This is a genomic window from Clostridium hydrogenum, from assembly GCF_021432385.1.
GTDB lineage: Bacteria > Bacillota > Clostridia > Clostridiales > Clostridiaceae > Clostridium_S > Clostridium_S hydrogenum.
This window is the reverse complement of record NZ_JAEACT010000004.1, coordinates 772,122-797,618: the sequence shown is the minus strand read 5'-3', so window position 1 is coordinate 797,618 and position 25,497 is coordinate 772,122. Positions and strand designations below refer to the sequence as shown.

Sequence of the window (25,497 nt, the reverse complement as noted above, 5' to 3'; positions counted from 1 at the left end):
CATGATAAATAATTACAAATACAATGAATTAATAAAATATCTTAAGAGTCTTGGAAAGGTAGTTTTAGCATTTTCAGGTGGAGTAGATAGTACCTTTTTACTTAGAGTGGCAAAAGAAGCACTTGGAGACAATTTGAAAGCAGTTACAATTATGTCTCACTACATTCCAAAGTGGGAGATAGCAGAAGCTAAAGAATTGGTTAGTGAATTAGGAATAGACCATGAAATCATAGAAGCTCCAATTATTGATTCAATTAAATTTAATCCTGAAAATAGATGCTATCTTTGTAAAACAGCGGTTTTTAATATGATATTAGAGGTTGCTAAAAAACAAGGGTACGATTATGTAATTGATGGAACTAACTTTGATGATACAAAAGATTATAGACCAGGACTTAAAGCCTTAAAAGAACTAGATATAAAAAGTCCTCTTTTGGAATGTAAATTAACTAAAGCTGAAATAAGAGCATTTTCTAAAGAATTAGAACTCAAAACTTGGGATAAGCCGCCATATGCCTGCCTTTTAACAAGAATACCCTACGGAAATGAACTAAAAGTAGAGGATTTTGAGAAAATTGAAAAAGCAGAAAGGTATATGATGAGTATAGGTTTTAGAGCTATTAGAGTAAGGTGCCATGGAGATTTGGCAAGAGTTGAAGTAAGCAGAGAAGACAGAAGTAAGTTATTTGATGAAGAACTTTTAGATGCTATTGATGAGAACATAAAAAAATGTGGCTTTAAATATGCTGCACTAGACTTTAAGGGATACAGAGTAGGAAGCTTTAATGAAACAATTAAAAAAACAGAGTAGAGAGTAGAGAGTAGAGAGTAGAGTGAAGGTGGATTTACCTTTCGCGCTGCTCAGATAAATCTTAAACTTAAATGTTGTCAGCTTCGCTGAGCATCATAAATGATGCAATTGCGTAAGCAATAAAAAAATAAGTTATAAGATTTTTCGTAGCGATAGCGAAGAAAAATCATCAATCACTCTACTCTCTACTCTTTACTCTCTACTCTAATAAAGTGTGGTGATAATAATGGATAAAGAAGAAATTAGAACTTTATTAGAAAGTGTTAAAGATAGCAAAATAAATATAGAAGAGGCGCTTCAAAAATTAGAAGACTTACCTTTTAAAGATTTAGGTTTTGCTAAAATTGATAATCATAGGGAAATTAGAGTTGGTTATCCAGAAGTAATATATTGTGCTGGAAAAACAGTAGAGCAAGTTAGAGACATTGTTAAGTTTATGCTTACAAAAAATAATAATATATTGGGAACTAGAGCTACCAAAGAAATGTATAAAGCGGTAAAGGAAATATGCACGGAGGCAGAATATAATGAGCTTGGGAGAACAATAACTATAAAGAAAAAGAATCAACCTATTACAGAAAGTTATATAGTTATTGTTGCGGCAGGGACGTCTGATTTGCCAGTGGTGGAAGAAGCATACGAGACTGCAAAAATATTAGGAAACAGGGTAGAAAAAGTAATTGATGTTGGTGTTGCCGGAATACATAGACTTTTTGCAAGCTTAGAGGTTATTAGAGGTGCTAAGGTTGTTATAGTAGTTGCAGGAATGGAAGGAGCTTTAGCTAGTGTTGTTGGTGGTCTTGTAGACAAACCTGTTATAGCAGTTCCAACAAGTGTTGGTTATGGGGCAAATTTTGGAGGAATATCGGCTTTATTATCGATGTTAAATAGCTGTGCCAGCGGTGTGAGTGTGGTAAACATAGATAATGGATTTGGAGCAGCGTATAATGCTAGTATGATTAATAAATTATAGACAGACAACTTGGAAATTGCAAATTCCAAGTTGTATATCCATAAATTATATTTAGGAGAATAAGCTATGGAAAAGGATAATAATTTGGAGGAACTGAGGAGTAAGTTATATGAAATGCTAGAACATAACAGCTTATTAAGTAATGCAGTCATAGAGCTAAGTAAGAAAATGGATTTAGAAATTATAAAATACATAAAGATAAACCATAGTGAAACTTGAAATTGATCTGTACGAAAATGCCGTCTTCTGGGCATTATGTTGCATATATAGTTTGTAGCCGAGCTAGTTTCACTATATATTAAAAAGTTAAGTTGATAAGTAAAACATAATATAGAATATTAGCATTAAAAAGCAATAGGAGCTTGGTTTGTTTCCTATTGCTTTTTTTGTTTCTATAAAATATTTTTTATGCACATATTTTATACAATATTTATATTGTAATAATATGGAATAATTTGCATCAAATATATATTTTAAGTTGTAAAAATTATGCATATACTGTAAAATTGTTTTGTTACGTTTTATGTATGCTTTTGAATGTTTTAGCCGATATCTATTTACTTACAACAAATATTGTCGCAATATATAATTGTAGTTATTAAGTTAAGTAAATATTTGAGTTTATCCATGATAGCAAAAGATTGCTATTTTCATAGGATTATTACCTTAAATTCATTTTAAGGATAATATATAAACTATATAGTTTAAAAATTCTAGAATTAATAAAATTAAAAAAATAAATAAAGGAGGAAATTATTATGTTAAATGAAAAGGCATTAAAAATGGTAGGACCAACTTATGAAGAAGTGGGTGCAAAGACTAAAGGAACTGTAAGTCCAGATTCTACTCCTCTTATAAGTGTTTCTTTAACAATTGCATATTCACCAGTATTTTCAACAATAACTATTCTTACTCATAGTAAAAGAAAATAATAACAAAATTAAATTTAATATGTTTTTGTGTTAATTTATTAAATTTATATTTCATTAATAATACAAAAGTAATTAAATATAGTATTAATTATTTATATTAAAAATCACCTATAATTATTTATAGGTGGTTTTTAAATATAAATATGGAAGGAGAAAAAATGGAATTAAATTTAGCTATGACTTTAACAGATGAAGAGAAAATTGATATTTATAAAGGAAATTGGGTCGAGGAAAAAAATGTAAGCAATATAATAGATGATTGGATTAAAAATGATAATCTATTAACTTATGATAATTTAATAAAAAAATTAGATATAGAAAATATTACTTTGCAACAGTTTGCTACCATAATAGGTAGAGAAAATCTAGATAATAAAGAAATAAGTCCTGCTGAATGGTATAAAATATATAAGGAAATAATTCAACAATATTCTGGAAGTAAAAGTTTTGATTTTTATAATGAAGAATCTATAATGTATTTTTTAAATAGTATGATTTATTGGTCTAAAATTCAAATAGAACAGCAGATTTGTAAATACAATAATATAAAAATTTCTCAAGACATAGTTAGTATAATTTTAAATAACATAGGAACAAACCTATTTAATATTGCTAGTAAAACTATAGTTTATGAATATTATAATCAAGAAGAAAAAAGTTTTAAAAGCTATAATGTAAATAATTTCAAAAATGTAGAAGATTTGCAAAAATTCTTTGAAAAATATCCAGTAATAGCAAAACGTTTAGTTGTAAAAGTAACATATTTATTAAAAACATATTTAAACTCTTTTTATCAAATAGATAGGGATTTCAAAAGCATAGAAGTAGCCATTGATAGGAAAATAGGAAATACAATAACTGATATAAAAGGAAATTTAGGAGACACACATGAAAAGGGGAAATTTGTAATTCAATACGAATTTGATAATAAAACTAGATTGGTGTACAAACCCAAAAAACTTACTATGGCTAAAGGTTTTTATGAAATTATTGCATGGATAAATAAAAAAAGTGATTGGGAAAAAGTTCCGATTCCAAAGAATTACTACAATGAAGAATATACCATAGAAGAATATATTGAAGCAAAGACTTGTGAAAATGAAGAGGAAGTTAAGAGATATTACAAACGAGTAGGTCAATTATTAGGAATAACATATATACTTAATGGTAATGATTTTCACCATGAAAATGTTATAGCCTGTGGGGAATTCCCCTATCTAATTGATTTAGAAACTATTTTAACACAACCGATACCTTTAGATAAAGAAGATATATTTGATCACTATAATATAATGAAAATTCAAGGCTCTGTTGATAATACATGCTTTTTGCCGTCCAATAAAGGTCTTGCCGATAAAAATGGTAATGGTGTTGACATAAGTGCATTATCTTATAAAAAACAAAAGCTACCATATAAAGTTTTAAGCTTAGTGGGGGATATGGACAATCCTAAATTTGAGTATATTGATTATGAAATCGAAACAGAAAATAATGTACCTGTACTACAAGGAAGGGAGCTAGGATACGAAAATTATAAAAATTATATAGAAGAAGGATTTATAAGTATAAGTAAGTTTATTATAAATAATAAATTTGAATTTTTAAATGAATTAAATGTATTCAAAAATATGCAAGTAAGGCAACTTATTCGAAACACTAATGATTATGCTAGAGTGTTAGAATATGCTAGTCATCCCAAGTATACAATGAAAATGGCAGGATTGGAAAAAATGCTCTATTCTATGTGGGAATATAACTTAAATGATAAAAGAGTTGTAACATCTGAAATAGAAGATTTATTAGATGATGATATACCTTTATTTAGAGCAACTACTACGAGCAAAGATTTAATAGATTCAAAAGAAAGAATAATAAAAAATTATTTTAATAAACCAGCTTTTGATCTTGTCAATGAAAAAGTTAGTAATTTTGATAAAAATGAATTGAAAAAGCAATTAGATTATCTTAATATATCACTTAGTAATAGTGAAAATGTTATAAATAGGAAATTAAGAATGAAAAATAATCTATATAAATTTAATAAGACATTATTAAAGCAGGATGATTATATGGATTTAGGTATTATCTTAAAGGATATAAACGGGATAATAGAGGAGTTTTCCATAAAATATAGAAATGAATGTATATTGGAAAATTTAATAGATGGTCAAGTAAAATTAGACCTTGGATACAAAAAAGGATTACTGGGAATATATTACTATTTATATATGAATAATAATTCAAATGATAATCTTGAAAAAATAAGAAATGTATTTTCTAATGAGAAAATTTTAGGATTAGCATTGGTTAATAATAAATTGCAAGATTTATTGGATATGTTATATATTATAGATTTTGCATTTGATAATAATTACAGTAAGGATGTTTTGAAATTAAAAGCAAATATTGTAAAAATTTTTAATGGGAAATCAGTTGATAATAAATTAGGTTTTTCAGACACAATTAAAGCTATTAAAGTTATTGGAAAACTGTATAAAATCAATAAATCTTATGAATTAAAAAAAATTGTATCTAAACTAAAAGATAATTTAGAAACTCAGTTATTAAAAGAAGGATTAACTAATTTAAAATACAACAATGATATAAGCATAGTTGATTTATTAGAATGTACTGCTTTAATAAAAGATATATATCCTAATAAACAATTTAGTTTTGATTTAGATTATATAAATAAACTTAATAGTAAATATTTTGAAGAAGTGTACAACTTAGAATCATTAGAAAAGTATAATGATAAAGAATATAGAAATATCATAAGAAATTTGAATTTAAATATAAATAACAATTATATAGATTATGATAAATTGAAGCAAAGTGTATTAAAGATAGTAAATGAAAAAGAAATTGATGAAAATATTATTTATATGATAGATATTTTAATAAATTGTTATATTAAAGGTGCAGATAAGGAAATAAAAAGTTCCTTAGATGAAAAAATAAAAAAACTAGTTGAGTATTATACTGTAACTAACAATTATCCAATTGATGAAATGAATTATTTTAAAAATTTATCGATTGAAAATGGAATATGTGGAATTGGTTATGAAATATTAAGATATCAAAACAATAAAGTACCAAGCATATTAAATTTGGCTTAGTTAATTTTCTATATAATTAAGAATAGTAAGCAGCAGGAGGTATAAATATGAAAAAAATATTAGCAGTTATAGGGAGCAGAAAAGGAGAAAACTCTGATACATATAAATTTACTAAATTAGTACTAGATAAGTTAGTAGATAAAGATAAGGATATACAATATGAAATAATGACTCCAGATAAATATAAAATTAAATCATGTCTTGGATGCAACAATTGTTTTTCTAAAGGATATTGTGTCCAAGATACAAAAGATGATATGTCTATAATTAAGAAAAAAATGATAGAAGCGGATTTAATTATTTTAGGAAGTCCAGTTTATGCTCACAACGTAAGTGGAGATATGAAAATTTTTATTGATAGAATTTCTTATTGGCTACATATTTTTAAATTAGCTAATAAAAAGTCTATTACAATTACAACTTCGGCATCTAATGGTAATATATATGTAAATAATTATTTAAAAGAAATGTTAACATCTATGGGAACTTCAAATGTATTGGATATAGAAGTTACAATTGGAGCTCCTAATTTACTTGAGGATGATGAATTTATGGAAGAGGAGGTTTTAAATTACGTCAATGTAATAGCTAGTGAATTAAATAATTTTGTTTGGATTTCAACAAAATCTCAGGAAAGGCTATTTCAAACTTTAAAAAAAGGAATATTGTTATATGATAAGGATCATTCAGAATATTTATACTGGAAAGATAAAGGATTAAAGGATTGTCAAAGTTACCAAGAATATTTGCTCAAAGCAAAATAAACTAAATTAAATGGAAGGTTGATTGAAAGCATATGATTTCTATAGAAAATGTAACAAAAAAATACAAGGATTTTACTGCAGTGGATAATCTTAATATTAAGATTAAGGATGGCAGTATTGTAGGTTTAATAGGACCAAATGGTGCAGGAAAAACCACAACAATAAGCATGATGATTGGTATTCTAGATATGTCCGAGGGAAATATTATTATAAATGGTGATTCTATAAAGGATAAACCAATTGAAATAAAAAAGCAAATTGGATATGTATCAGATGATGAAAACCAATTATTAAGTTTAAAAGCAATAGAATATTTAAATTTTGTAGCAGATATGTACAAAGTACCTGAAGCTGAAAGGCGAAAACAAATACTAAGTTTAAGTGAACGATTTGATATACAAAATGATTTAAACACTAGAATGGACAAGTTTTCAAAAGGAATGAAACAAAAAATAATGATAATAGCTTCCTTAATTCACAGCCCTAAGGTTTGGATTTTAGATGAACCTTTTACTGGCTTAGATCCTAAAATTTCATATGAATTAAAAATGTTCATGAAGGAATATGCAAGTAAGGGTAATATAATACTTTTGTCTTCCCATATTTTGGAGATTGTTGAAAATCTTTGTCATGAAGTTATTTTAATTAAAAAAGGTAAAACTCTATATTTTGGAGACTTAAAAGAATTAAAGGAAAAATATAATAATGCATGTACTTTGGAAGAAATTTATATGAAGGTGTTTGAAGATGAAAAGACTAGCAACCCCAAGAGAATTAGTTTCTCTAATAAAAAATAATTTAATAAGTGGACGTAATATAATTTTAGGTGAAGAGAAGCGAAAAAAGAGAATACTAAATATGGCACTTCTGTTTATTCTTTTTATTGCATCTACGGAAGTTTCACTAGTGAAAATATTTAATATGCTACATGCAATTAATAATGAAATATTAATTTTTAATTCAATTTTAAATATACAACTAATAATAACTACTCTTTTAATATTTACACAAATAATGAATAAATTTTATTTAGCTAGTGATTGGAAGGAAATGATGGTATACCCCATTAAATCGGGCAATTTATTATTATCAAAGGCTATTCTTTGCTATTTTTCTAGTGTATTAATTTCAATATGTGTACTGATATTATTATTTAGTTATGGAATATTAACACATGCAAGTATTATGTATTATTTACATGTAACCATATATGAAATTATTATAGCTGCTGTTCCTGTTACATACATTGTATTAATATCATTAACAATATTTTGGATTATAGCTGTAATTAAAAAATCAAAAAGCAAGGATAAAAGTAATAAGTGGTTAATTATAATTGATTTAGCAGTAATAATGTTAACGTATATGATTTTAAATCCTGCTTTAAGCAATCATATTAAAGTTAGTAGTTTGCTATTTAACGTTTTTTTTAGTGCAAATCAAAGCAAAGAAATTTTGGTGAAGTTTATGATTGTATTATTTATAGTCATATTTAGCTGCCTTGGATTTTACTTTATTGGCGGAAATGTATATTTAACAATTATGAAAAACGGAATATTTAGGTCAAAGCATTCTAAAAGAATAGAATTACAGCTAGAACAGTATGATTTTAAATTAAGAAATCCTATTGTTTCAAATATTATAAGGGATGCAAAATTAATAATGAGAGTGCCAGTACTTCGTGTTAATTGTATTACATTGAATGCTATTTGTTCAACAATTGCTGTAATTGTACTAATATTATTTAGAAAACAAGTTATTAATATTGGAAGTATATTCGCGGATATAAAAAGTTTCTTAGTGATTTTATGGTTCTTAAGCTTTGAAGTTATCAATTGTACATTTATAACATCGTTTTCAAGGGAAGGAAGGGCTTTAAATCAATTCAAAGTATTCCCGTTAGATGGTAAAAAAGTTTTATTATCTAAGTTATGTATTGGTAATTTAACTAATATTTTTACTTTTATAAATATAAATGTGCTAATGGCGTTAATCGCATCTAATTTGGGTGAATTTATTTTACTTGAAATCCTTATAGTTATCTATATTATATCCATATCAATAATTCAAATTGAAATTGATATGGATAATATAGAATTAAAATGGGTTGATATTAAAGATTTATTTCAAAATGAACATTATCTAAAAATTCTAAAGCCATATTTTATACTTACGATCTTACCTGGTATATATATTATAGTTGCTAGTAGGTTGTTTCATCAGTTCTCAGAATATTCAATTGTAGGTTTTGAAATTTTTATAGCTGTTATTTATTCTATGTATAGTTTTAAAAAGATAATTACTAATATGAAATAGGAGAATTTTCGATGAATATATTAAAATTTTCAAGCAAATATTTAAATAAATCTAAATTGATTATTTATTTATCAGTATCCTTAATATCGTGGGGCATATCAATGTATTTGCCTTTATTAAATGGTTCTCTTATAGATGTATTAACAGGCAAGAACTTAAAATTAAATCCATATAGCATTTTGTTAATTATATCAATATTAAGTGGATTGAGTATAGTATTAACATATTTTTTAAATGTTTTATACGTTAAGCTATCATCAAAAACAGCTTTTGAAATAAGTTACAATATACTAGATCATATAAAGAAACTGCCAATATTCTTTTTTTACAATCAAAATGCAGCATATTTAAACCAAAGAGTAAACACAGATTCAACAGCTGTAGCACAATTTGTTCTAGATGAGATAAAAAACTTAGCGATTAATGTTTTATCACTAATTATGAGTTCAATTATATTGATAAGGATAAATTTAAAAATAGCATCAGTATTAATAATTTTAGTACCAATATATTTAGCATTGTATTTTTTCTTTAAAAAAAGATTATATAAATTAAATTATAAATATAAGGAATCACAGAACTTATATTTTGGAGAAATTAATTCTCAACTGGAAAATATAAAATTTGTTAAATTTAATTCACTATATTCTATACTTAATAAAAACTTGAAAAGCAAGTTTAGTATAGTATTTAATGACGTTGTACAATTAACAAAGGCAAATAATATGTTTTATAATTCAGGAACGTTAATTACAGTGTTGGCAAATGTTGCAATATTGTTACTTGGAGTACAACAAATAATAAAGGGTGAACTAAGTATAGGTCAGTTTACTGTAATTGGTACATATTTTAATACAATTATAGGTGGAATAAATTATTGTTTATCGTTTCTAGAAAATTATCAAAATACCTTGGTATCTTACAATAGAATAAAAGAATTATTAGAATTAGAAAGTGAAAAAAATGGAGATAAAATTATAACAAGTATAGAAAGTATTTTAATTGAAAATTTATCCTTTAAATATCAAGATGGAAAAAATATAGTTTCAAATTTAAATTATGAGTTGAAAAAAGGCTTTATTTATAGAATAGCAGGTGAAAATGGCACTGGAAAAAGCTCCTTAATTAATATTGTAACTGGTTTATATAACGGGGATTATAATGGTAATGTTAAATATAATGGGTTAAATATATTGGATTTTAATATGTATAAAATTAGGGAGGATTTAATTGGAGTTGTTGAACAAGAACCAACTTTATTGAAAGACAGTATCATAAATAATATTACATATAATTTAAATAATTATGACTCAGAGGTGTTGGAAAGTTCAGTTAAGAAACTTAAATTAGACAAATTTGTTTCTAAATTAAAAGATGGTTTAAATACTAATATATCAGAAGGAAGCTGTAATATTTCTGGTGGTGAAAAACAGAAAATAAGCATAATAAGAACTTTATTAAAAAACCCTGATGTGATTATTTTAGATGAAGCAAATTCAGCTTTAGATTATGATAGCACAATTCAATTAAATTCAATACTGGAAAAAGAAAAGGAGAACAAAATAATAATATTAGTATCTCATAGCAATGCTTTTGATGATATTGTAGATTTTGATATCAAGTTGGAAAGTTAATTATTATGGTTAATATTCTTTTAAAAATCTTAGGAAAAGTAAATTACTTATCTTAAGATTTTTTATAGTATAATTAGGAAAAAGATTTTTAACATAATGACCTATTTTTTTTTAATTCCTCTATTATACTATTTTTAAATTTGTATCCTAATAGAGCTGTTTTAGGATGATCTTTAAAATATATAGCACCTAGTTTAAGATTTATTTTTTCCACTTTAAATATGTAATTTATATTTACAGCAAAAGCCTTATGACTTTGAACTATGTATTTGCAATTAATTAATTCAAGTATTTTTTTTAAGCTTATATTGTTATAAGTATAAACTCCATAAATAGTGTTAACTTCACAGTCTCTGTCTTTAACTTCTATAAATAAAATTTCGGATATTTTTACTAATACATGTATATTGTTTCTTATTTTTACATCAAGTTCATTATCTAAAATGCTTTTTTTATTTTCTAAATTATTGATTTTATTATTGATAAGCTTGTCTAATATAACTTGAACTTCAGCTTCGTTATAAGGTTTCAAGATATAATCATAACAATGAATTTGCTTAAAAGCTTGCAATATATAATCAAGGTGGTTTGCAAAAAAAATGATTTCACTAAATTCATATTTGTGAATACGCCTAATATCCATTGCAAGTTCTAATCCTGAAGATTCTTTTAAAGTAATGTCTATTAAAAACATATTTATAAAATTTTTTTTAGCTATTTCTAAAGCTGAATTTCTATTATCAGTTTCATAAATTTTTATAGTTTCATTTTTGGATAGAATCATTGCTTTTAAAATTTCTCTTTCCTTAGAATTATCTTCTGCTAGTATAATAGAATACAATAATATCACGTCCCTATTTTCTTATAGTTTATATTAATAATTTTAATCATAAGTTTGCCTATACTTATAAAGAATAGTAAATAAATTTTCAACTATTATTCCAAAAATAACCATAAGGTTTTGAAAATAAAATACTTGTTAATATGGCATTATTGTCTGAATTTTTACTATATTATACATCATTTTGATTATTATTACAATAAAATCTCGATAATGTAAGTATATTAACTTACAAATTAAAATAAACATGGTGGATGTACTTATGAGGAATCAACTTTTTTATATTATTTAGGCTTCCTACTATGTTATACTTAATAAATAGTATTTTTAGGTAATGTTATGAAATAAATTAAAATCAAGACAAGCATTTAAGGAGGTAATAGATGAATAAAAAAAATATTTTTTTAGGAGTTGTACTAGTTGTTATTATTCTAATATTTAGAGCATATCCGTTTTTTAATACAGATACAATGCCTATTTCACTAGAAGCTAGAAATTCTGAATTAAATTCTGGAAAAGGAAGCAACATCTCTAAGTACATGCAATCAAAATCAGCGGAAGCGAAGGTAATAGGATTAATTCCTAATAAAAGTGGAAGTGGCAAAGTAAGTAATAAAGTTAAAGTAAAAATAACGGCGGGCAAGTATAAGGGGCAGATAGTAACGGTTGATAATTTAATTGATAATACAGATACAAATAAAAATGATCTTGAGTATTACAATGTTAAAAAAAATGATGAAGTAATATTGCATTATGACGTTGATAAAGGCGGTAATATTACCAATGTATACATAAATGATTTTATAAGGTATAAAAATCTTATAACAATAGTTGGCATATTTATTATGCTACAAATAATAATTGGGGGTAGAAAGGGAGTAGTGTCGCTTTTTACTTTAATATTAACGATAATTTTTGTAGTAAAAATCATAATGCCTTTAATTTTAAAAGGAAATAATCCAGTAATACCGACAATAATAATTTGCATTATGATATTGGTGATGAATTTTTTACTGATAAGCGGATTCACCAAGAAAAGCTTAGGAGCTATTTTGGGCACATCATTGGGAATGATAATTTCAGGAATACTATTTTATATTTCTGGAAGTATATTAAGAGTTACTGGTATGAGCTACGAAGACAGTCAAACTCTTTCAGAAGTACTAATGGGTAAAACTGTTGATATTAGAGGAATATTTTTTTGCTGCATTATGCTAGGTGCTTTAGGAGCAATAATGGATATTGGTATAACAATATCGTCTACCATGTATGAAATAAAAAAAGGTAATCCTAATATTTCTGAAAAAGAATTGATTAAGTCTGGTATGAATGTAGGTAAGGATATAATGGGAACTATGTCTAATACTCTTATACTTGCATATTTGGGAAGCGCAATGATAATGTTAATAATTTTCGCTTCGGATGGTATGTCCTTTATAGAGATTATAAATCAAGATATAGTATCAAGTGAAATTTTAAAAGCACTAATTGGTGGTATTGGAATTGTGCTTACGATACCAATTACAGTGCTTATAAATACTAAGTTAGTCAACTTAAAAAAGAGTATTCATTAGGTAAAAAACTTTAAAAGCCCTAGATGTTTCAATTGTCTGAGCATCTTTTCAGCGAGTTATTGAAACTTCTTAGGCTTTTAAAGTTTTTTGACTTAGATTTATTAATTTTATTTAATATCCTGCAATGCATTTAATTCACTATAGGTATACTCGATTATATCTGCACAGCTTACTTTATTTTTCTTAAGCTCCTTACAAATTTGTGTTCCATATTTAGCAGCTATATTGTCCATTAATTCTTTCGTATATTTTCTAGCCTCATTTGTTTCTGTTTCTGATTCTCTTCCTTTAAGGTAGCCCAGTATAACAGCAGCTCCACCTATGGCACCGCATAAGCTTCCAGTTGTAAAGCCAGTTCCCATTGAACTTCCAAGTTTTACTGGAATATTTGTGTTATGCTCTTCATTAAAAGCTTTTATTACAGCTTCGCCACAAGTGTAACCTTTTTTATGATATTCAGATGGTTTCATAATATAAAATCTCTCCTTTGTTGTATGTTAAACATAGCTTATCTTTGCAAATTACCAGTATAGGAACTAGTACCGCCTTTAACATTAACCACATTGAAGCCCATAGCCGATAATTTATCACAAGTTCGCATGCTTCTCATACCAGATTGGCATATTATATGGTATTCTTTTGATTTATCAAGATATTTTTCTGGATTTTCAAGTAAAGAGTTCATTGTAATATTTTTAGCATTTGGAACATGACCATTTCTGTATTCATCTACTTCTCTTACATCTATTAGAGTTATTTTGTCATGCAAATTCACTAGTTCACTCGCAGTTATTGAATTAAATTTGGTTTTGTTTAAAAATGAAAACATAATTTTATTCCTCCTTAGGCATTCTATATTATATCCATAAAAACTTAGTTTCAATTGTATAAGTTTTATTATCACTATATTTATATATTACGATATAAGAATGCAAATGTCAAGAAATAATGTATGCTGTTGTGAGGATTTATTAGTATAGTGATTTAATGGAATGTAAAGGAGAGGTGGTAGGGGTCAAGACTAATTTTTAGGAAGAGCAATAATAAAAGTAGTTCCAACCCCTAGAGAACTTGTGACTTTAATAGTACCTTTATGAGCTTCCACAATATTTTTTACAATAGTTAATCCAATACCTGCACCACCAGTATTTTTATTACGAGATTCATCACTTCTGTAGAGTCTCTCAAAAATAAATGGTAAATCTTTTTCGGAAATTCCAATTCCGTTATCTTTAATTTCTATAATTATAGTATTTGCAAAAGCTTTTAAGGTAACTAAAACTTCACCATTTTCTTTAGAATACTTAAGGGCATTTGATAGTAAGTTGTATATTACTTGTTTAAACTTGTCTTTATCCATGAAAATTTCTAAATTTGTAGCTAGCTCTGAATATATTTTCAAGCCTGAGGTTTCATATAAAGGTTTAAAAGAATTTATAATTTTGTCTAGTTCTAAAGACAAATTAAATCTTGATTTATTTAAAAGCGTAGTTGCTTGCTCTAATTTTGCTGCATCATTAAGTCCATTTACAAGCTTTATTAATCTCTGTATTTCTTCATAAAAACCTGTAAGTATTTCATCTGTTGGTTCAAAAACTTTATCTAATAAAGCCTCTATATGTGACTTCAAATTTGTTAAAGGTGTTCTAAGCTCATGAGCCATATCGGAGGTTAGACGTTTTCTAAGAAGCTCTTGCTTTTGCAGAGTTTCTGCTAAGTAATTTATTGAAGTGGATAAATCGTCTATTTCTTTTGTTTTAGAAATAACAAGAGATCTTGCTTCTAAATCTCCAGTTCTTATTTTATTGGCAGTACTAGTTATTTTTGTTAGTGGCAATGATATTTGTTTTGAAAAAAATATGCTTATTATTAATCCCAAAATTAAAGCTATAAGGGCAGATAATAAAAAAGAATGATTAAGTGTCATTATAAAGGTTTGTGCTGAACTGTTAAAATAAGATGAATTATAATATCCAAAGGTTATAGTACCGATACTTTTATTACCTTTTTTTAAGGGATATTTGTCCTCAGAGTATTGATCAGTAGTATTTAAAGAATTATGCATCATTGATCCCATCATAGAATTCATCATTGTTTTTTGTGTTGAATTTAAATTATTTGATGTAAAAATAATTTCTCCATTAATATTTTTAATTTGTATATATAAATTTTGTGCTGAAGCATATCTTAATATTTCATCTTCACTAGCAGTTGAAAAGCCAATCTTCTCATTGTATAAATTATTTATTGTAGTGGCAGTTTTAACTTCCATAGCTTTATGTTCATTAACCAAATAATTATTGAATTTTTTACCAATCATGTAGTTTGAAATTAAACTTGCAGTTATAAGTGATATGATGACAGTAAGCAAAAAGGCTAAGGATAATTTTTTAACTAAAGATATTTTCATTATAATTACCTCGTATTTTTAATATAATTGGGTGTTAAATTTATATCCAATTCCATATATGGACACAATATATATAGGGTTTTTAGGGTCATCTTCTATTTTACGTCTGATATTTTTTATGTGAGTATCAATAGTTCTATCAAAACCATCATAATCAATTCCAAAAGCTTTATTAACTAATTGTTCTCTTGAAAAAACTTGACCTGGATTACTTAAAAGAGCAATTAAAATTTTAAATTCATTAGAAGTTAAATTAACCTCTTTTCCTTGCTTTTTTACAATAAACTTTTCAACATCTATTTCTAAATCACCATTATTTATAATCAGTAACTCTGCAAGTGGTTTATTACTCCTATAAGTTCGTCTTATAAGAGCTTTAACTCTGCTGACTAATTCTCTATTGCTAAAAGGTTTTGCTACATAATCGTCAGCACCAATAGCAAGACCTTCTATTTTGTCATCTTCCTCAATTTTAGCTGTAAGCATAATAATTGGCACTGATGAAGCTGCTCTAATTTTAGTACATACTTTTTCACCAGAAATTTTAGGAAGCATTAAATCTAATATAATTAAATGAACAAGCTCCTTTTCAAATATATTTAAAGCTTCTTCCCCATCCTTAGCTGTTAAAACTTCAAAGTTTTCTTTTATCAAATAAGCTTTAATTACATTTAAAATTTTTTCTTCATCATCTACTATTAAAATTTTAAATTTATCATTCATTTTATTCACTTCCAATTTGTTAATTAATATATAGTTTATAGCATTTGTGTGCTAATGTAAAATTAATGCGAACCTTTATTCAGAGTACAGAGTACAGATGACAGAGTACAGTTAAGGATGATTTACCTTTCCTTACGTCAGGTAAATCTTAAACTTAAATGTTGTCAGCTTCGCTGAACAACATTGATAACATAGCGATTGCGTAAGCAATCAAAAAATAAGTTATAAGATTTTCTGTAGCAAGGCGGAAGAAAATCATCCTTCACTATACTCTGTACTCTGTCAGTTGTACTCTGAATAATGGTTCGCATTTTTTACGTTTTGTGCAACAACTACTATATTATTTTTAGGCTATGGTTTAAATAAGTGTTGATTTTCACACTTAGTTAAAACATAGCTTCCTTTAGTAAGTTTAGCTATTTTTAAAAGAATGTTGATGTGATGTGCTCACTTTTATGGACTCTTAGGATTGCTCGTTTATAATTTGCGTAATTTTGACTAGGACGGTCAAAGCCATTTAGGCATCAGGACGATGCATCTAAATGGGTAGCAAATTATAAACGAGCAATTCTTAGAGTCCATTAATGTCATAAGCTCATATCAAGATTCTTTTAAAACATAGCCTATTTTTTAAGTTCAGCTTTTATTTTAGAATATTCTTCTTCATTTATTTCACCTTTTGCAAATCTTTCATTTAGTATATTTAATGATGAATTGTCTTGTTGTGAAAAATGAGGAATGGTATTTTGTTTCATCATTTTTAAAGCTACAAAAATTATTGCTAAAAATATCAATAGACCAAAACCCATCATAAAAATCATTCCTCCTCCGTTGTAAAAACCAAAATTTCTATAGATGCCGTTATTAAGAAATCCTCGACATGGCATATTAATCACCTTCCTTACACTAATTTTTTTCTATGAGTTAATTATATAGTGTAATTGTGGAGGAAAAATGAAGAGGAGCATTAAAGATAAGGAGTACAGAGTACATTGAATGATTATTTGCCTTTCGCTTCTTTCAGGTAAATCTTAAACTTAATGTTGTCAGCTTCGCTGAGCGCCATCAATGGCGCAATTGCGCAGCAATAAAAAAATAAGTTTTGAGATTTTTCACAGTGCTAACGGAGAAAAATCATCCTTCATTGTGAATTGTGAATTAGAAAAATGCTAGTAAGATAAGCTTAGAATCTGCAATTTCTAGTTTGGAAGCAGTTTCACTATTATAGTATAGAAGTGGTTGTATAATACAACTGTTTCGTGTTACAATTGTGCTGAGGTGATTTTGTGGAAGATAATGAAAGTAATTGCTTACGTGAACTAATTAGAATATTGGTAAGAGATCTTGGTATTTTAGAAAAATCTGATTCAAATTGTCACGGAGTTACCATATCTCAGTGCCATGCTATTGTAGAAATTGGTAGGACAAATGAAATTTCTTTGAATGAGCTTGCTAAGATTTTGAACTTGGATAAAAGCACAATGAGTAGAACTATAAATAAATTAGTAGACGATGATTTGGCTGTTAGGGAATCACATCCGGAGGACAGACGTTATATTGTTATAAAGCTTACCGACAAGGGATTAAGACTATTTAAAACTATAGAAGAAAACATGACTAACTACTATAAAGAAATATTTATTTCTATTCCAGAAGATAAAAGAGAACAAGTATTAGACAGTTTAAAGATACTTATTGACGTTATACATGGACATAAATGTTGTTAGAAGAATTACATACAAAAAATTAGAAAGGATTGATTAAAAGTGGATTATAGTATTCAAGAAATGAAATCTGAAAATTGGGAAGACGTAGCTAAAATATATATGGAAGGAATTAATACTGGAAAAGCCACCTTTCAATCGGAGCTTCCAAGTTTCGAAGAGTGGGACAAAGGGCATATGAAAGTATGTAGACTAGTCGCTTATGATGGTAAAAATGTACTCGGTTGGGCAGTATTAAGCCCTACTTCAAGTAGATGTGTTTATAGAGGTGTTGCAGAAGTTAGTATTTATATAGGAGAGGCATATCGCGGTAAAGGTGTAGGTAAAAGTTTATTGAATTCTTTAGTAAAAGCGTCAGAAGAAAATGGAATCTGGAGTTTATATTCTGCAATTATAATAGAGAATGATGCAAGTATAGCCATGCATAAAAGTTGTGGCTTTAGAGAAATTGGAATAAGAGAGAAAGTTGCGAAAATGCCCAATGGTATATGGCATGATACAGTTTTAATGGAACGTAGAAGCAAAGTAGTGGGGATTGAATAATTCATAAAAGCAAATACTACAATTAGTTAATTTCTTATTTAGTTTAAGTGAAGCGAGAGTAGGTGAATATTATGCGAGATTCAAAGAAGTTTAGTGCAAATAATAATATATTTCATAAAAGTTTTGAAATTGGAATATTGATAAAGGCTATTGATGGTGTTTTTGAGATTATAGGTGGAATTTTATTAATATTTTTAAATCCAAGTAGATTAAGCAAGTTAATTGCATGGTTAACACAGCATGAATTATCAGAAGATCCAAGAGATGCTGTTGCAAACTTTATGATAGCGTTAAGCTCAAAGTTTACAATAAGCACGCAAAATTTTGGCGTTTTTTATTTGATTTCTCATGGGATGGTCAAATTAATTCTTATAATACTTTTGTGGAAAAGAAAAGTTTGGGCCTATCCGCTCACTATAGTATCCTTAATTTTGTTTATTATATATCAAATTTATAGATATACACTTAGTCCTTCAATTGGGCTTGTAATGCTAACTATTTTTGATATTGTAATGATAATATTAACTTTTATAGAATACAGGAGAATACGACAATCTTGGAATTAAGGATAAACAACCTGAAAGGATGAAATTGATAATTATCCTGCTAAATTACAATTAAGTTTTTCATCTAAAACTTTGCAAAGAATTAATATCATTTTATCGGTATCTTTTTCAGTTACTATCAAAGGTGGCATTAGCCTAATTATTGATGGTCTTGGGGAATTTATTAACAAACCTTCTTTTAAACATTCACTTACAATTTCACTTCCGTTTTCGGTTGGTAAGTCAAAGGCTATAAGAAGACCCTTACCTCTAATATTTTTAAGTTTATACTTAGAGCTTATTTCTTGTAATTTAGAAGTTAAATATTTACCTTGAAGCTTAGCATTTTCTGATAAGTTTTTGTTTATAATTTCTTTTACGACAGCTAATCCAACAGCCATTCCAAGTGGTTGAGCTGAGTAAGTTCCACCTTGATCACCTGGTCCAAATATATTTAGTTTTTCTTTGGCTAATAATGCAGATAGGGGATATCCGCCACCTATGCCTTTTGCCAATGTCATGATATCTGGTTCCACGCCATAGTGTTCATACGCGAACAGCTTTCCAGTTCTTCCAAGCCCCGTTTGTACTTCGTCAACAATTAATAGGAGGTTATTTTCATCACATAAGTGCTTTATAGTTTTAAAATAATCAGTGCTTGCTTCATTTACACCGCCTTCACCTTGAATAGGTTCTAGCATTATCGCGCAGGTTTTTGGAGTTATGGCTTGTTTTAATGCATCTATATCATTTAAAGGAACATGTTTAAAGCCAGGAACTTTTGGTTCGTATAACTTATCCCATATTTTTTTACCAGTAGCAGACATTGTGGCAAGAGTTCTCCCATGAAAACTATTTATTGTAGTAATTATTTCATATGCCCCATTTAAATATTTTTCACCATATTTTCTAGCGAGCTTGATTGCTCCTTCATTTGCTTCAGAACCACTATTAATAAAAAATACTCTATCAAAACAAGAAATACTTGTAAGTAGTTTTGCAAACTCAAGCATTGGCTTATTGTAATATGCAGGACTAGCATTGATAAGTGTATTAGCTTGATCAGTTAGAGCGGTTTTTATCACATTGGGACAATGACCAAGGGAAGTTACCGCCCATCCACCCATAAAATCAAGATAGCATTTATTAGATGTATCCCATAAATACATACCTTTTCCACGTTCCATTATTATATCGGGACGATTTGTTGTAAATAATATTGAATCTTTTGCTTCAGCTAGAAGCTTGGGTACAGAATTTGTTTCTTTAGATAAGGACATGAACAACAACACCTTTCAAAAATTATATTAGATGATAAGTAATGGAAAGATTATTATAATGGATAATTATACAACTAAATGAATTAATATTCAATATATAAAGTAAATGTAGCTAATAAGTAATCAAAAAAAGTGTTGCAAATTTCATTAAAAAGTCATATGATTATAATTGAATATGTTCATATGAGGAGGTAAAGAAGAATGGATTTACTACAAGTGATGAAAGCACTATCTGATGAAACACGTATGAGAATAATAAATTTACTTGGAAATGGCGAAATGTGCGTTTGTGAAATAGAAACTGTATTAGATATAAGTCAATCTAATGCTTCACGTCATTTAACAAAACTTACAACTGCAAAAATTGTTGATTATTATAAAGTAAATAAATATGTGTACTATAAAATAAATAAGGAAACAATAAAGGAATTCCCATTCATAGATGAAATTTTAAAGTCTCATGCAGTTAAACTGGAACGGTGTAAAAAAGATTTACAAAGATTAAAAAAATATAGAGAAAGTGGTTTAACCTGTGATGATTTAAAAGAAGGCAAAGTATGTTTTGATAATAACTGTTGTACAAAATAGGAGTTGATTAGTGTGAATAATAAATCATCAAAATTATCATGGCTTGATAGATATTTAACGGTGTGGATTTTTACAGCAATGGCATTAGGGATTTTATTAGGATGGATTGCACCAAGTCTTTCAAATGTATTATCAAGTTTATCTATTGGAACAACATCTATACCTATGGCTGTAGGACTTATAGTTATGCTCTATCCACCGCTTGCTAAAGTTAACTATAAGGAGCTTGGTAAGGTTTTTAAAAATCCTAGAGTTCTTGGTTTATCGCTTTTGCAAAATTGGATTATAGGACCAATTTTAATGTTTATAATAGCAATTGTTTTCTTAAGGTCATATCCAGCATTTATGACAGGACTTATACTAATTGGGCTTGCAAGATGTATTGCCATGGTTATTGTTTGGAATAGTTTGGCGGATGGTGATACAGAATATGCGGCTGCCCTTGTAGCTTTTAACTCAATTTTTCAAGTTGTTTTTTATTCAATATATTGTTATATATTTATAACTGTTTTGCCAACAGTGTTTGGACTTACTGGTTATAAGGTTAATATTTCTATGACTAAGGTAGCTGGTTCTGTGGCAATTTATCTTGGTATTCCTTTTGCGGCAGGATTCCTTACAAGATTATTATTAGAACCTAAAATGGGGAAAGAGTGGTATGAAAAAAAGTTTGTGCCAAAGATAAGCCCGCTTGCGTTAGTGGCATTACTTTTTACTATAGTTATTATGTTTACTTACAAGGGCAAATATATAGTTGAACTTCCAATGGACGTTATAAGAATTGCAATTCCGCTTTTAGTGTATTTTATAATAATGTTTTCAGTGTCATTCTTTATAAGTTATAAATCTGGTATAGATTATAGAAAAACAACTACACTTTCATTTACTGCCGCAAGTAATAATTTCGAACTTGCAATAGCAGTTGCAGTTGCAGTATTTGGAATAGAATCAAAGGAAGCATTTACGGCAGTTATAGGGCCACTAGTTGAAGTGCCCGTTATGATAGGTCTTGTAAATGTGGCGTTATACTTTAGAAAAAAATACTTTAATAACGGAGGAAAATAACTATGAAGCCTAAAGTAGCATTTATATGTGTGCACAATTCTTGTAGATCTCAAATGGCAGAAGCGCTTTCTAAATTATTTGCAAGTGATGTATTTGAAGCTTACTCTGCTGGAACAGAATTAAGAGATACAATAAATCAAGATGCAGTTAGAATTATAAAAGCTTTATATAAGGTTGATATGAATAAAGAACATAAGTCAAAGCTTTTGAAGGATATTCCGAAGGTTGATATAGTAGTAAAAATGGGCTGTAATGTAGTATGTCCTTTCTTGCCTGCAAAGCATACAGAAGATTGGGGACTTGATGATCCAACAGGAAAAAGTGATGAAGAATTTATAAAAACTGCAAAAGCAATTGAAGAAAAGGTTAAAAATTTAGCAGAAAGAATAAAAAATAATGAATATAGTGTAGGAAATTAAATAGTATTTACAGTATTTTATGTACTACTTTTATATAAAAATATGACTTAAATTACTATATAGATAGTTAGAATAATTAAAGTTGTTATAGTAAAAACTATGATTGAAATAAGTAAATCATAGGAGTGAATATAGAAAAATGGAAGTAGTAAGAGTAAGAACAGAAGACGATAAGGAAAGATACTTTGTAGCTGATGATGAGGGGTTACCTATTGAACCAATTTTAAAATTTATAAGGTTTAAAGATAACACTAATTATGCAAGAAATACATTAAGAATGTATTGTCAACATTTAAAATTATATTTTGAATATTTAGAACAAAGGAAATTAGATTTTCAAAATATAACCATAGATGATTTATCATTGTTTGTTAATTGGTTGCAGAATCCTTATAAGAGTTTAAAAGTAATACCTACTAACAAAATAGATTCAGCAAGAAGTCCAAGGACTATAAATATTATAATAGATACGGTTTTAATGTTCTACGACTATATTTTAAGGCATGAAGAGTATAGCAATAATATTTCAGAAAGGCTTAAAAAATTCGTTTCTACTCCAAGTAGAAACTTTAAAGGATTCTTATATGGAATAGCCTATGATAAGAAAAAAGTTACAAGTAATATATTAAAACTTAAAATACCAAAATCTAAACCTAAAACTTTAACCAAAGAAGAAATTACAATGCTCATAAATACTTGCAATAATTTTAGAGATAAATTTTTGTTATTACTCTTATATGAGACTGGATTTAGGATAGGCGAAGCCTTATCCTTATGGATTGAAGATTTTGATATAAGTGATATGATAATCGACCTTAAAGATAGAGGAGAACTTGAAAATAATGCTGAGATAAAGACGGTATCAAGTCCAAGAAGAATAGATATATCTCAAAATCTTGCTGATATGTTTATGGAATATATAGCTGAATATCATACTGAGGAAGTTGAAACTAATCATATTTTTATAAAGATAAGTGGTAATAATCAATATAAACCAATGAACTATATTGACGTTGATAATTTATTTAGAACACTTAAAAAGAAAACTGGTATATACGTTACGCCACATATGTTTAGACATAGTTCATTAACCATTCTTAGAATGGCAGGTTGGCAACCAGAGTTACTTAGAATAAGAGCTGGTCATAAAAATATTTATACTACTTTAAACACATATATTCATCCTTCAGAAAAAGAAATAACGGAAGAGTTTAATAAAACTCAACCTAATTTGGACTTAGATATTTACAACGAAGGAGATGAATAGTGTGAAGATACAAGATATTAAAAGTAATCAACAAAGTAAATATGAAGAAATCATTGAGTATCTTAGTCAAGATAATGGATATTGGTTGAAAAATGATAAATGGGATTTAACTAAGGACTTTTTCGTTGGAAAAGTTATAAGAAGTTATAAAAATATTAATTTTTCTAATATAAATAATGAAGCTCTAAAGAATGAATTGAAATTTTATATTATATATAGTTTTAAAGAAAATTTACTGAAAAATTCCTATATAGTATGTTTAGCTTCAACATTAAAACATTTTAGTGATTTTCTTAATAGTTATTATTTAAGATGTATAACTTTTAATATTATAAATGGTGATGATTTTAAGTTTAAATTTAAAAATTATCTTATGAATGTAGGATTTAAGATATCAGATAAGGGAAAAATTAATGCTACTGAGATGAATAACATATTGTATGTTATAGATTTTATTCAAAATTACTATGATGACAGAGAAGAAACTGAAAAAGATATATGGTATTCAAAAAATATTAAAGGTTTAAAGATAAGAGCTACTCAAAATAGAAAGAGTTCATCATTGAACTTTAATGAAATTCCAGAGTATTATAAAGAAACAGTAAAACGGTATTTTAGACATATAATATGGAAGAAGTCGTTTGACCATTGTTTTAATATTTTAGTTTATTTAAGATATTTTTTTAAATTTTATTATTCATTGGGATATAAAGATGGATTTATAGAAAGTCTTACAAGAACAGATATTGAAAAATATGTAAGTTTTTTATATCAAGATAAAGCAAACGCCTCAACACACGAAAAACATCGATATTTATCTCAAATAAGAATTTTTTTAGAATATATTCAACTGGCTCAATTTGAAACAGCTCCACAAAAAGAAATAAATTACCTCGTATTTAAAGATGATATGCCAAAGATAGAGAAATTTGCAGATTCTTTAAATAGAACTAAATTTATCCCAGAACCTATATTAAAGCAAATAGATAATAATATTATGCATTTAGATAGACCACAGTTTATACCTATTTATATCTTGCTTAGGGAAACAGGATGGCGTGGTACTGATATATTAAATCTAAGATTTAATAATTGTTTAGAACAGATTTGGAATAACAAAGAGCAAACTTATAACTACTACCTTTGTGGTGAAATAACTAAAACAGGCATAGCACAACTTAAAATACCTATAAGAGATAAGGTTGCTGAAATGGTTCAAAAAGCCAATGATAAAGCTAAGGAATTAAGTACAGATGAAAATAATCCTAAGAAATATTTATTCAATACTTATGAAGGAAAATTAAAAGGAATCCCATTAAGTAAGCAATCTTTACTGCTTACAATTCAAAGGTTAATTAAGCAGAAAAATATATTAGATGTCAATGGTGAGTTATATCATTTTAGACTTCATTCATTAAGGCATACAAGGGCTAAAGAATATGTAGAACAAGGTATGGGCATTAGCATTATACAACAAATATTAGGGCATCAGAGTCTTCAAATGACGGTTCATTATGCAACAGTAACAGAAAATGTTCTTTATGAAAAGTGGAAGAATACGGAGGATTTAGAACTATTTAAAGTTGATACTAAAACTAATGAGCTTGAAAAAATAGATTTAAATTCTGACGCAGGTGAAAATTTAATAAGATATGAGTATGTTAAAAAGAATTTAGATGCAGTTAGAGTACCTTTTGGAGTATGTTTTAAACCTTCTAAATTACCTTGTAAACAACAAATGAATCATTGTTTAACTTGTGCTAGTTTCTGCACTACAGTTGAAAATATTCCTGAATATGAGGAAGAAATTGAAAAAGTAAAATCTCAAATAGAAGTAAGTAATAGATGTGGTAGAGAACTATGGGCAGAAAAGAATAAGACGTATTTAAAATTATTAGAAGATACATTGATAAGAGTTAAAGAGCAGAAAATTATTCATAAAAATGGTAAGTCAAGGGAGGAAGCATAA

25 protein-coding genes are annotated in these 25,497 nt (G+C 27.3%); 18 read left to right on the top strand and 7 right to left on the bottom strand.

Annotated elements, in window-relative coordinates:
• The first annotated feature begins 1 nt into the window (after position 1).
• The 9 genes from larE (at position 2) to CUEA01_RS21895 (ending at position 10,549) form a co-directional block, all read left to right on the top strand.
• On the top strand, positions 2–811 hold the full coding sequence (larE, locus tag CUEA01_RS21935) for an ATP-dependent sacrificial sulfur transferase LarE (RefSeq protein ID WP_234124284.1): 810 nt from the start codon (positions 2–4) through the stop codon (positions 809–811).
• A gap of 226 nt (positions 812–1,037) precedes the next feature.
• Positions 1,038–1,784 carry a nickel pincer cofactor biosynthesis protein LarB gene (gene larB, locus CUEA01_RS21930; protein ID WP_234124283.1) on the top strand — a complete coding sequence of 249 codons (747 nt, stop codon included), beginning with the start codon at positions 1,038–1,040 and terminating at the stop codon, positions 1,782–1,784.
• 66 nt (positions 1,785–1,850) lie between these two features.
• Entirely contained in the window at positions 1,851–2,003 is a 153-nt protein-coding gene (locus CUEA01_RS21925) for an aspartyl-phosphate phosphatase Spo0E family protein (protein ID WP_234124282.1), read from the top strand.
• A 539-nt stretch (positions 2,004–2,542) separates the two neighbouring features.
• Positions 2,543–2,716 carry a hypothetical protein gene (locus CUEA01_RS21920; RefSeq protein WP_234124281.1) on the top strand — a complete coding sequence of 58 codons (174 nt, stop codon included), beginning with the start codon at positions 2,543–2,545 and terminating at the stop codon, positions 2,714–2,716.
• 158 nt (positions 2,717–2,874) lie between these two features.
• Positions 2,875–5,835: a type 2 lanthipeptide synthetase LanM gene (gene lanM, locus CUEA01_RS21915; protein WP_234124280.1), complete on the top strand. Its 2,961-nt coding sequence runs from the start codon at positions 2,875–2,877 to the stop codon at positions 5,833–5,835.
• Positions 5,836–5,882: 47 nt separating this feature from the next.
• Positions 5,883–6,599 (top strand): flavodoxin family protein, encoded by a 717-nt coding sequence (locus CUEA01_RS21910; protein ID WP_234124278.1) that lies wholly within the window; start codon positions 5,883–5,885, stop codon positions 6,597–6,599.
• 32 nt (positions 6,600–6,631) lie between these two features.
• Entirely contained in the window at positions 6,632–7,396 is a 765-nt protein-coding gene (locus CUEA01_RS21905; protein ID WP_234124276.1) for an ABC transporter ATP-binding protein, read from the top strand.
• A complete protein-coding gene (locus CUEA01_RS21900; RefSeq protein ID WP_234124275.1) occupies positions 7,347–8,915 on the top strand; it encodes a hypothetical protein in 1,569 nt (522 codons plus the stop codon). Before CUEA01_RS21905 ends, CUEA01_RS21900 begins: the two co-directional genes overlap by 50 nt.
• An 11-nt stretch (positions 8,916–8,926) precedes the next feature.
• On the top strand, positions 8,927–10,549 hold the full coding sequence (locus CUEA01_RS21895; protein WP_234124273.1) for an ABC transporter ATP-binding protein: 1,623 nt from the start codon (positions 8,927–8,929) through the stop codon (positions 10,547–10,549).
• A gap of 88 nt (positions 10,550–10,637) precedes the next feature.
• Here CUEA01_RS21895 and CUEA01_RS21890 read toward each other — a convergent pair whose 3' ends face one another.
• On the bottom strand, positions 10,638–11,399 hold the full coding sequence (locus tag CUEA01_RS21890) for a LytR/AlgR family response regulator transcription factor (RefSeq protein WP_234124272.1): 762 nt from the start codon (positions 11,397–11,399) through the stop codon (positions 10,638–10,640).
• A 374-nt stretch (positions 11,400–11,773) separates the two neighbouring features.
• Between CUEA01_RS21890 and CUEA01_RS21885 the strand changes: the two genes are divergently transcribed.
• On the top strand, positions 11,774–12,964 hold the full coding sequence (locus tag CUEA01_RS21885; RefSeq protein WP_234124271.1) for a YibE/F family protein: 1,191 nt from the start codon (positions 11,774–11,776) through the stop codon (positions 12,962–12,964).
• A gap of 107 nt (positions 12,965–13,071) precedes the next feature.
• Here CUEA01_RS21885 and CUEA01_RS21880 read toward each other — a convergent pair whose 3' ends face one another.
• The 5 genes from CUEA01_RS21880 to CUEA01_RS21860 all read right to left on the bottom strand — a co-directional run bounded on the left by CUEA01_RS21880 (position 13,072) and on the right by CUEA01_RS21860 (position 16,984).
• Complete coding sequence (locus CUEA01_RS21880) at positions 13,072–13,434, bottom strand: C-GCAxxG-C-C family (seleno)protein (RefSeq protein ID WP_235699987.1); 363 nt, start codon at positions 13,432–13,434, stop codon at positions 13,072–13,074.
• Between the two features lie 38 nt (positions 13,435–13,472).
• The gene (locus CUEA01_RS21875) at positions 13,473–13,793 is read right to left on the bottom strand and encodes a rhodanese-like domain-containing protein (RefSeq protein ID WP_234124269.1); all 321 of its coding nucleotides are present in this window, start codon (positions 13,791–13,793) and stop codon (positions 13,473–13,475) included.
• A 192-nt stretch (positions 13,794–13,985) separates the two neighbouring features.
• A complete protein-coding gene (locus CUEA01_RS21870) occupies positions 13,986–15,374 on the bottom strand; it encodes a sensor histidine kinase (RefSeq protein ID WP_234124267.1) in 1,389 nt (462 codons plus the stop codon).
• A gap of 18 nt (positions 15,375–15,392) precedes the next feature.
• Positions 15,393–16,097 carry a response regulator transcription factor gene (locus CUEA01_RS21865; protein WP_234124265.1) on the bottom strand — a complete coding sequence of 235 codons (705 nt, stop codon included), beginning with the start codon at positions 16,095–16,097 and terminating at the stop codon, positions 15,393–15,395.
• Positions 16,098–16,720: 623 nt separating this feature from the next.
• Positions 16,721–16,984, bottom strand: a complete 264-nt coding sequence (locus CUEA01_RS21860; protein WP_234124263.1) for an SHOCT domain-containing protein — start codon at positions 16,982–16,984, stop codon at positions 16,721–16,723.
• Positions 16,985–17,383: 399 nt separating this feature from the next.
• On the opposite strand from CUEA01_RS21860, the gene CUEA01_RS21855 reads away from it, so the two are divergent.
• The 3 genes from CUEA01_RS21855 to CUEA01_RS21845 all read left to right on the top strand — a co-directional run bounded on the left by CUEA01_RS21855 (position 17,384) and on the right by CUEA01_RS21845 (position 18,930).
• Positions 17,384–17,824 (top strand): MarR family winged helix-turn-helix transcriptional regulator, encoded by a 441-nt coding sequence (locus CUEA01_RS21855; RefSeq protein ID WP_234124261.1) that lies wholly within the window; start codon positions 17,384–17,386, stop codon positions 17,822–17,824.
• 39 nt (positions 17,825–17,863) lie between these two features.
• Complete coding sequence (locus CUEA01_RS21850) at positions 17,864–18,364, top strand: GNAT family N-acetyltransferase (protein WP_234124260.1); 501 nt, start codon at positions 17,864–17,866, stop codon at positions 18,362–18,364.
• Between the two features lie 71 nt (positions 18,365–18,435).
• Positions 18,436–18,930, top strand: coding sequence for a DUF2127 domain-containing protein (locus CUEA01_RS21845; RefSeq protein WP_234124259.1), 495 nt, complete (start codon positions 18,436–18,438; stop codon positions 18,928–18,930).
• A 32-nt stretch (positions 18,931–18,962) separates the two neighbouring features.
• Here CUEA01_RS21845 and CUEA01_RS21840 read toward each other — a convergent pair whose 3' ends face one another.
• Positions 18,963–20,189 carry an aspartate aminotransferase family protein gene (locus CUEA01_RS21840; protein ID WP_234124258.1) on the bottom strand — a complete coding sequence of 409 codons (1,227 nt, stop codon included), beginning with the start codon at positions 20,187–20,189 and terminating at the stop codon, positions 18,963–18,965.
• 201 nt (positions 20,190–20,390) lie between these two features.
• On the opposite strand from CUEA01_RS21840, the gene CUEA01_RS21835 reads away from it, so the two are divergent.
• The 5 genes from CUEA01_RS21835 to CUEA01_RS21815 all read left to right on the top strand — a co-directional run bounded on the left by CUEA01_RS21835 (position 20,391) and on the right by CUEA01_RS21815 (position 25,497).
• Positions 20,391–20,777 carry an ArsR/SmtB family transcription factor gene (locus CUEA01_RS21835; RefSeq protein WP_234124257.1) on the top strand — a complete coding sequence of 129 codons (387 nt, stop codon included), beginning with the start codon at positions 20,391–20,393 and terminating at the stop codon, positions 20,775–20,777.
• A 12-nt stretch (positions 20,778–20,789) separates the two neighbouring features.
• Complete coding sequence (gene arsB, locus CUEA01_RS21830; protein WP_329604016.1) at positions 20,790–21,842, top strand: ACR3 family arsenite efflux transporter; 1,053 nt, start codon at positions 20,790–20,792, stop codon at positions 21,840–21,842.
• A gap of 2 nt (positions 21,843–21,844) precedes the next feature.
• A complete protein-coding gene (locus tag CUEA01_RS21825; protein WP_234124256.1) occupies positions 21,845–22,261 on the top strand; it encodes an arsenate reductase ArsC in 417 nt (138 codons plus the stop codon).
• Between the two features lie 139 nt (positions 22,262–22,400).
• Positions 22,401–23,528, top strand: coding sequence for a tyrosine-type recombinase/integrase (locus tag CUEA01_RS21820; protein WP_234120269.1), 1,128 nt, complete (start codon positions 22,401–22,403; stop codon positions 23,526–23,528).
• The gene (locus CUEA01_RS21815) at positions 23,521–25,497 is read left to right on the top strand and encodes a tyrosine-type recombinase/integrase (protein ID WP_234120274.1); all 1,977 of its coding nucleotides are present in this window, start codon (positions 23,521–23,523) and stop codon (positions 25,495–25,497) included. Before CUEA01_RS21820 ends, CUEA01_RS21815 begins: the two co-directional genes overlap by 8 nt.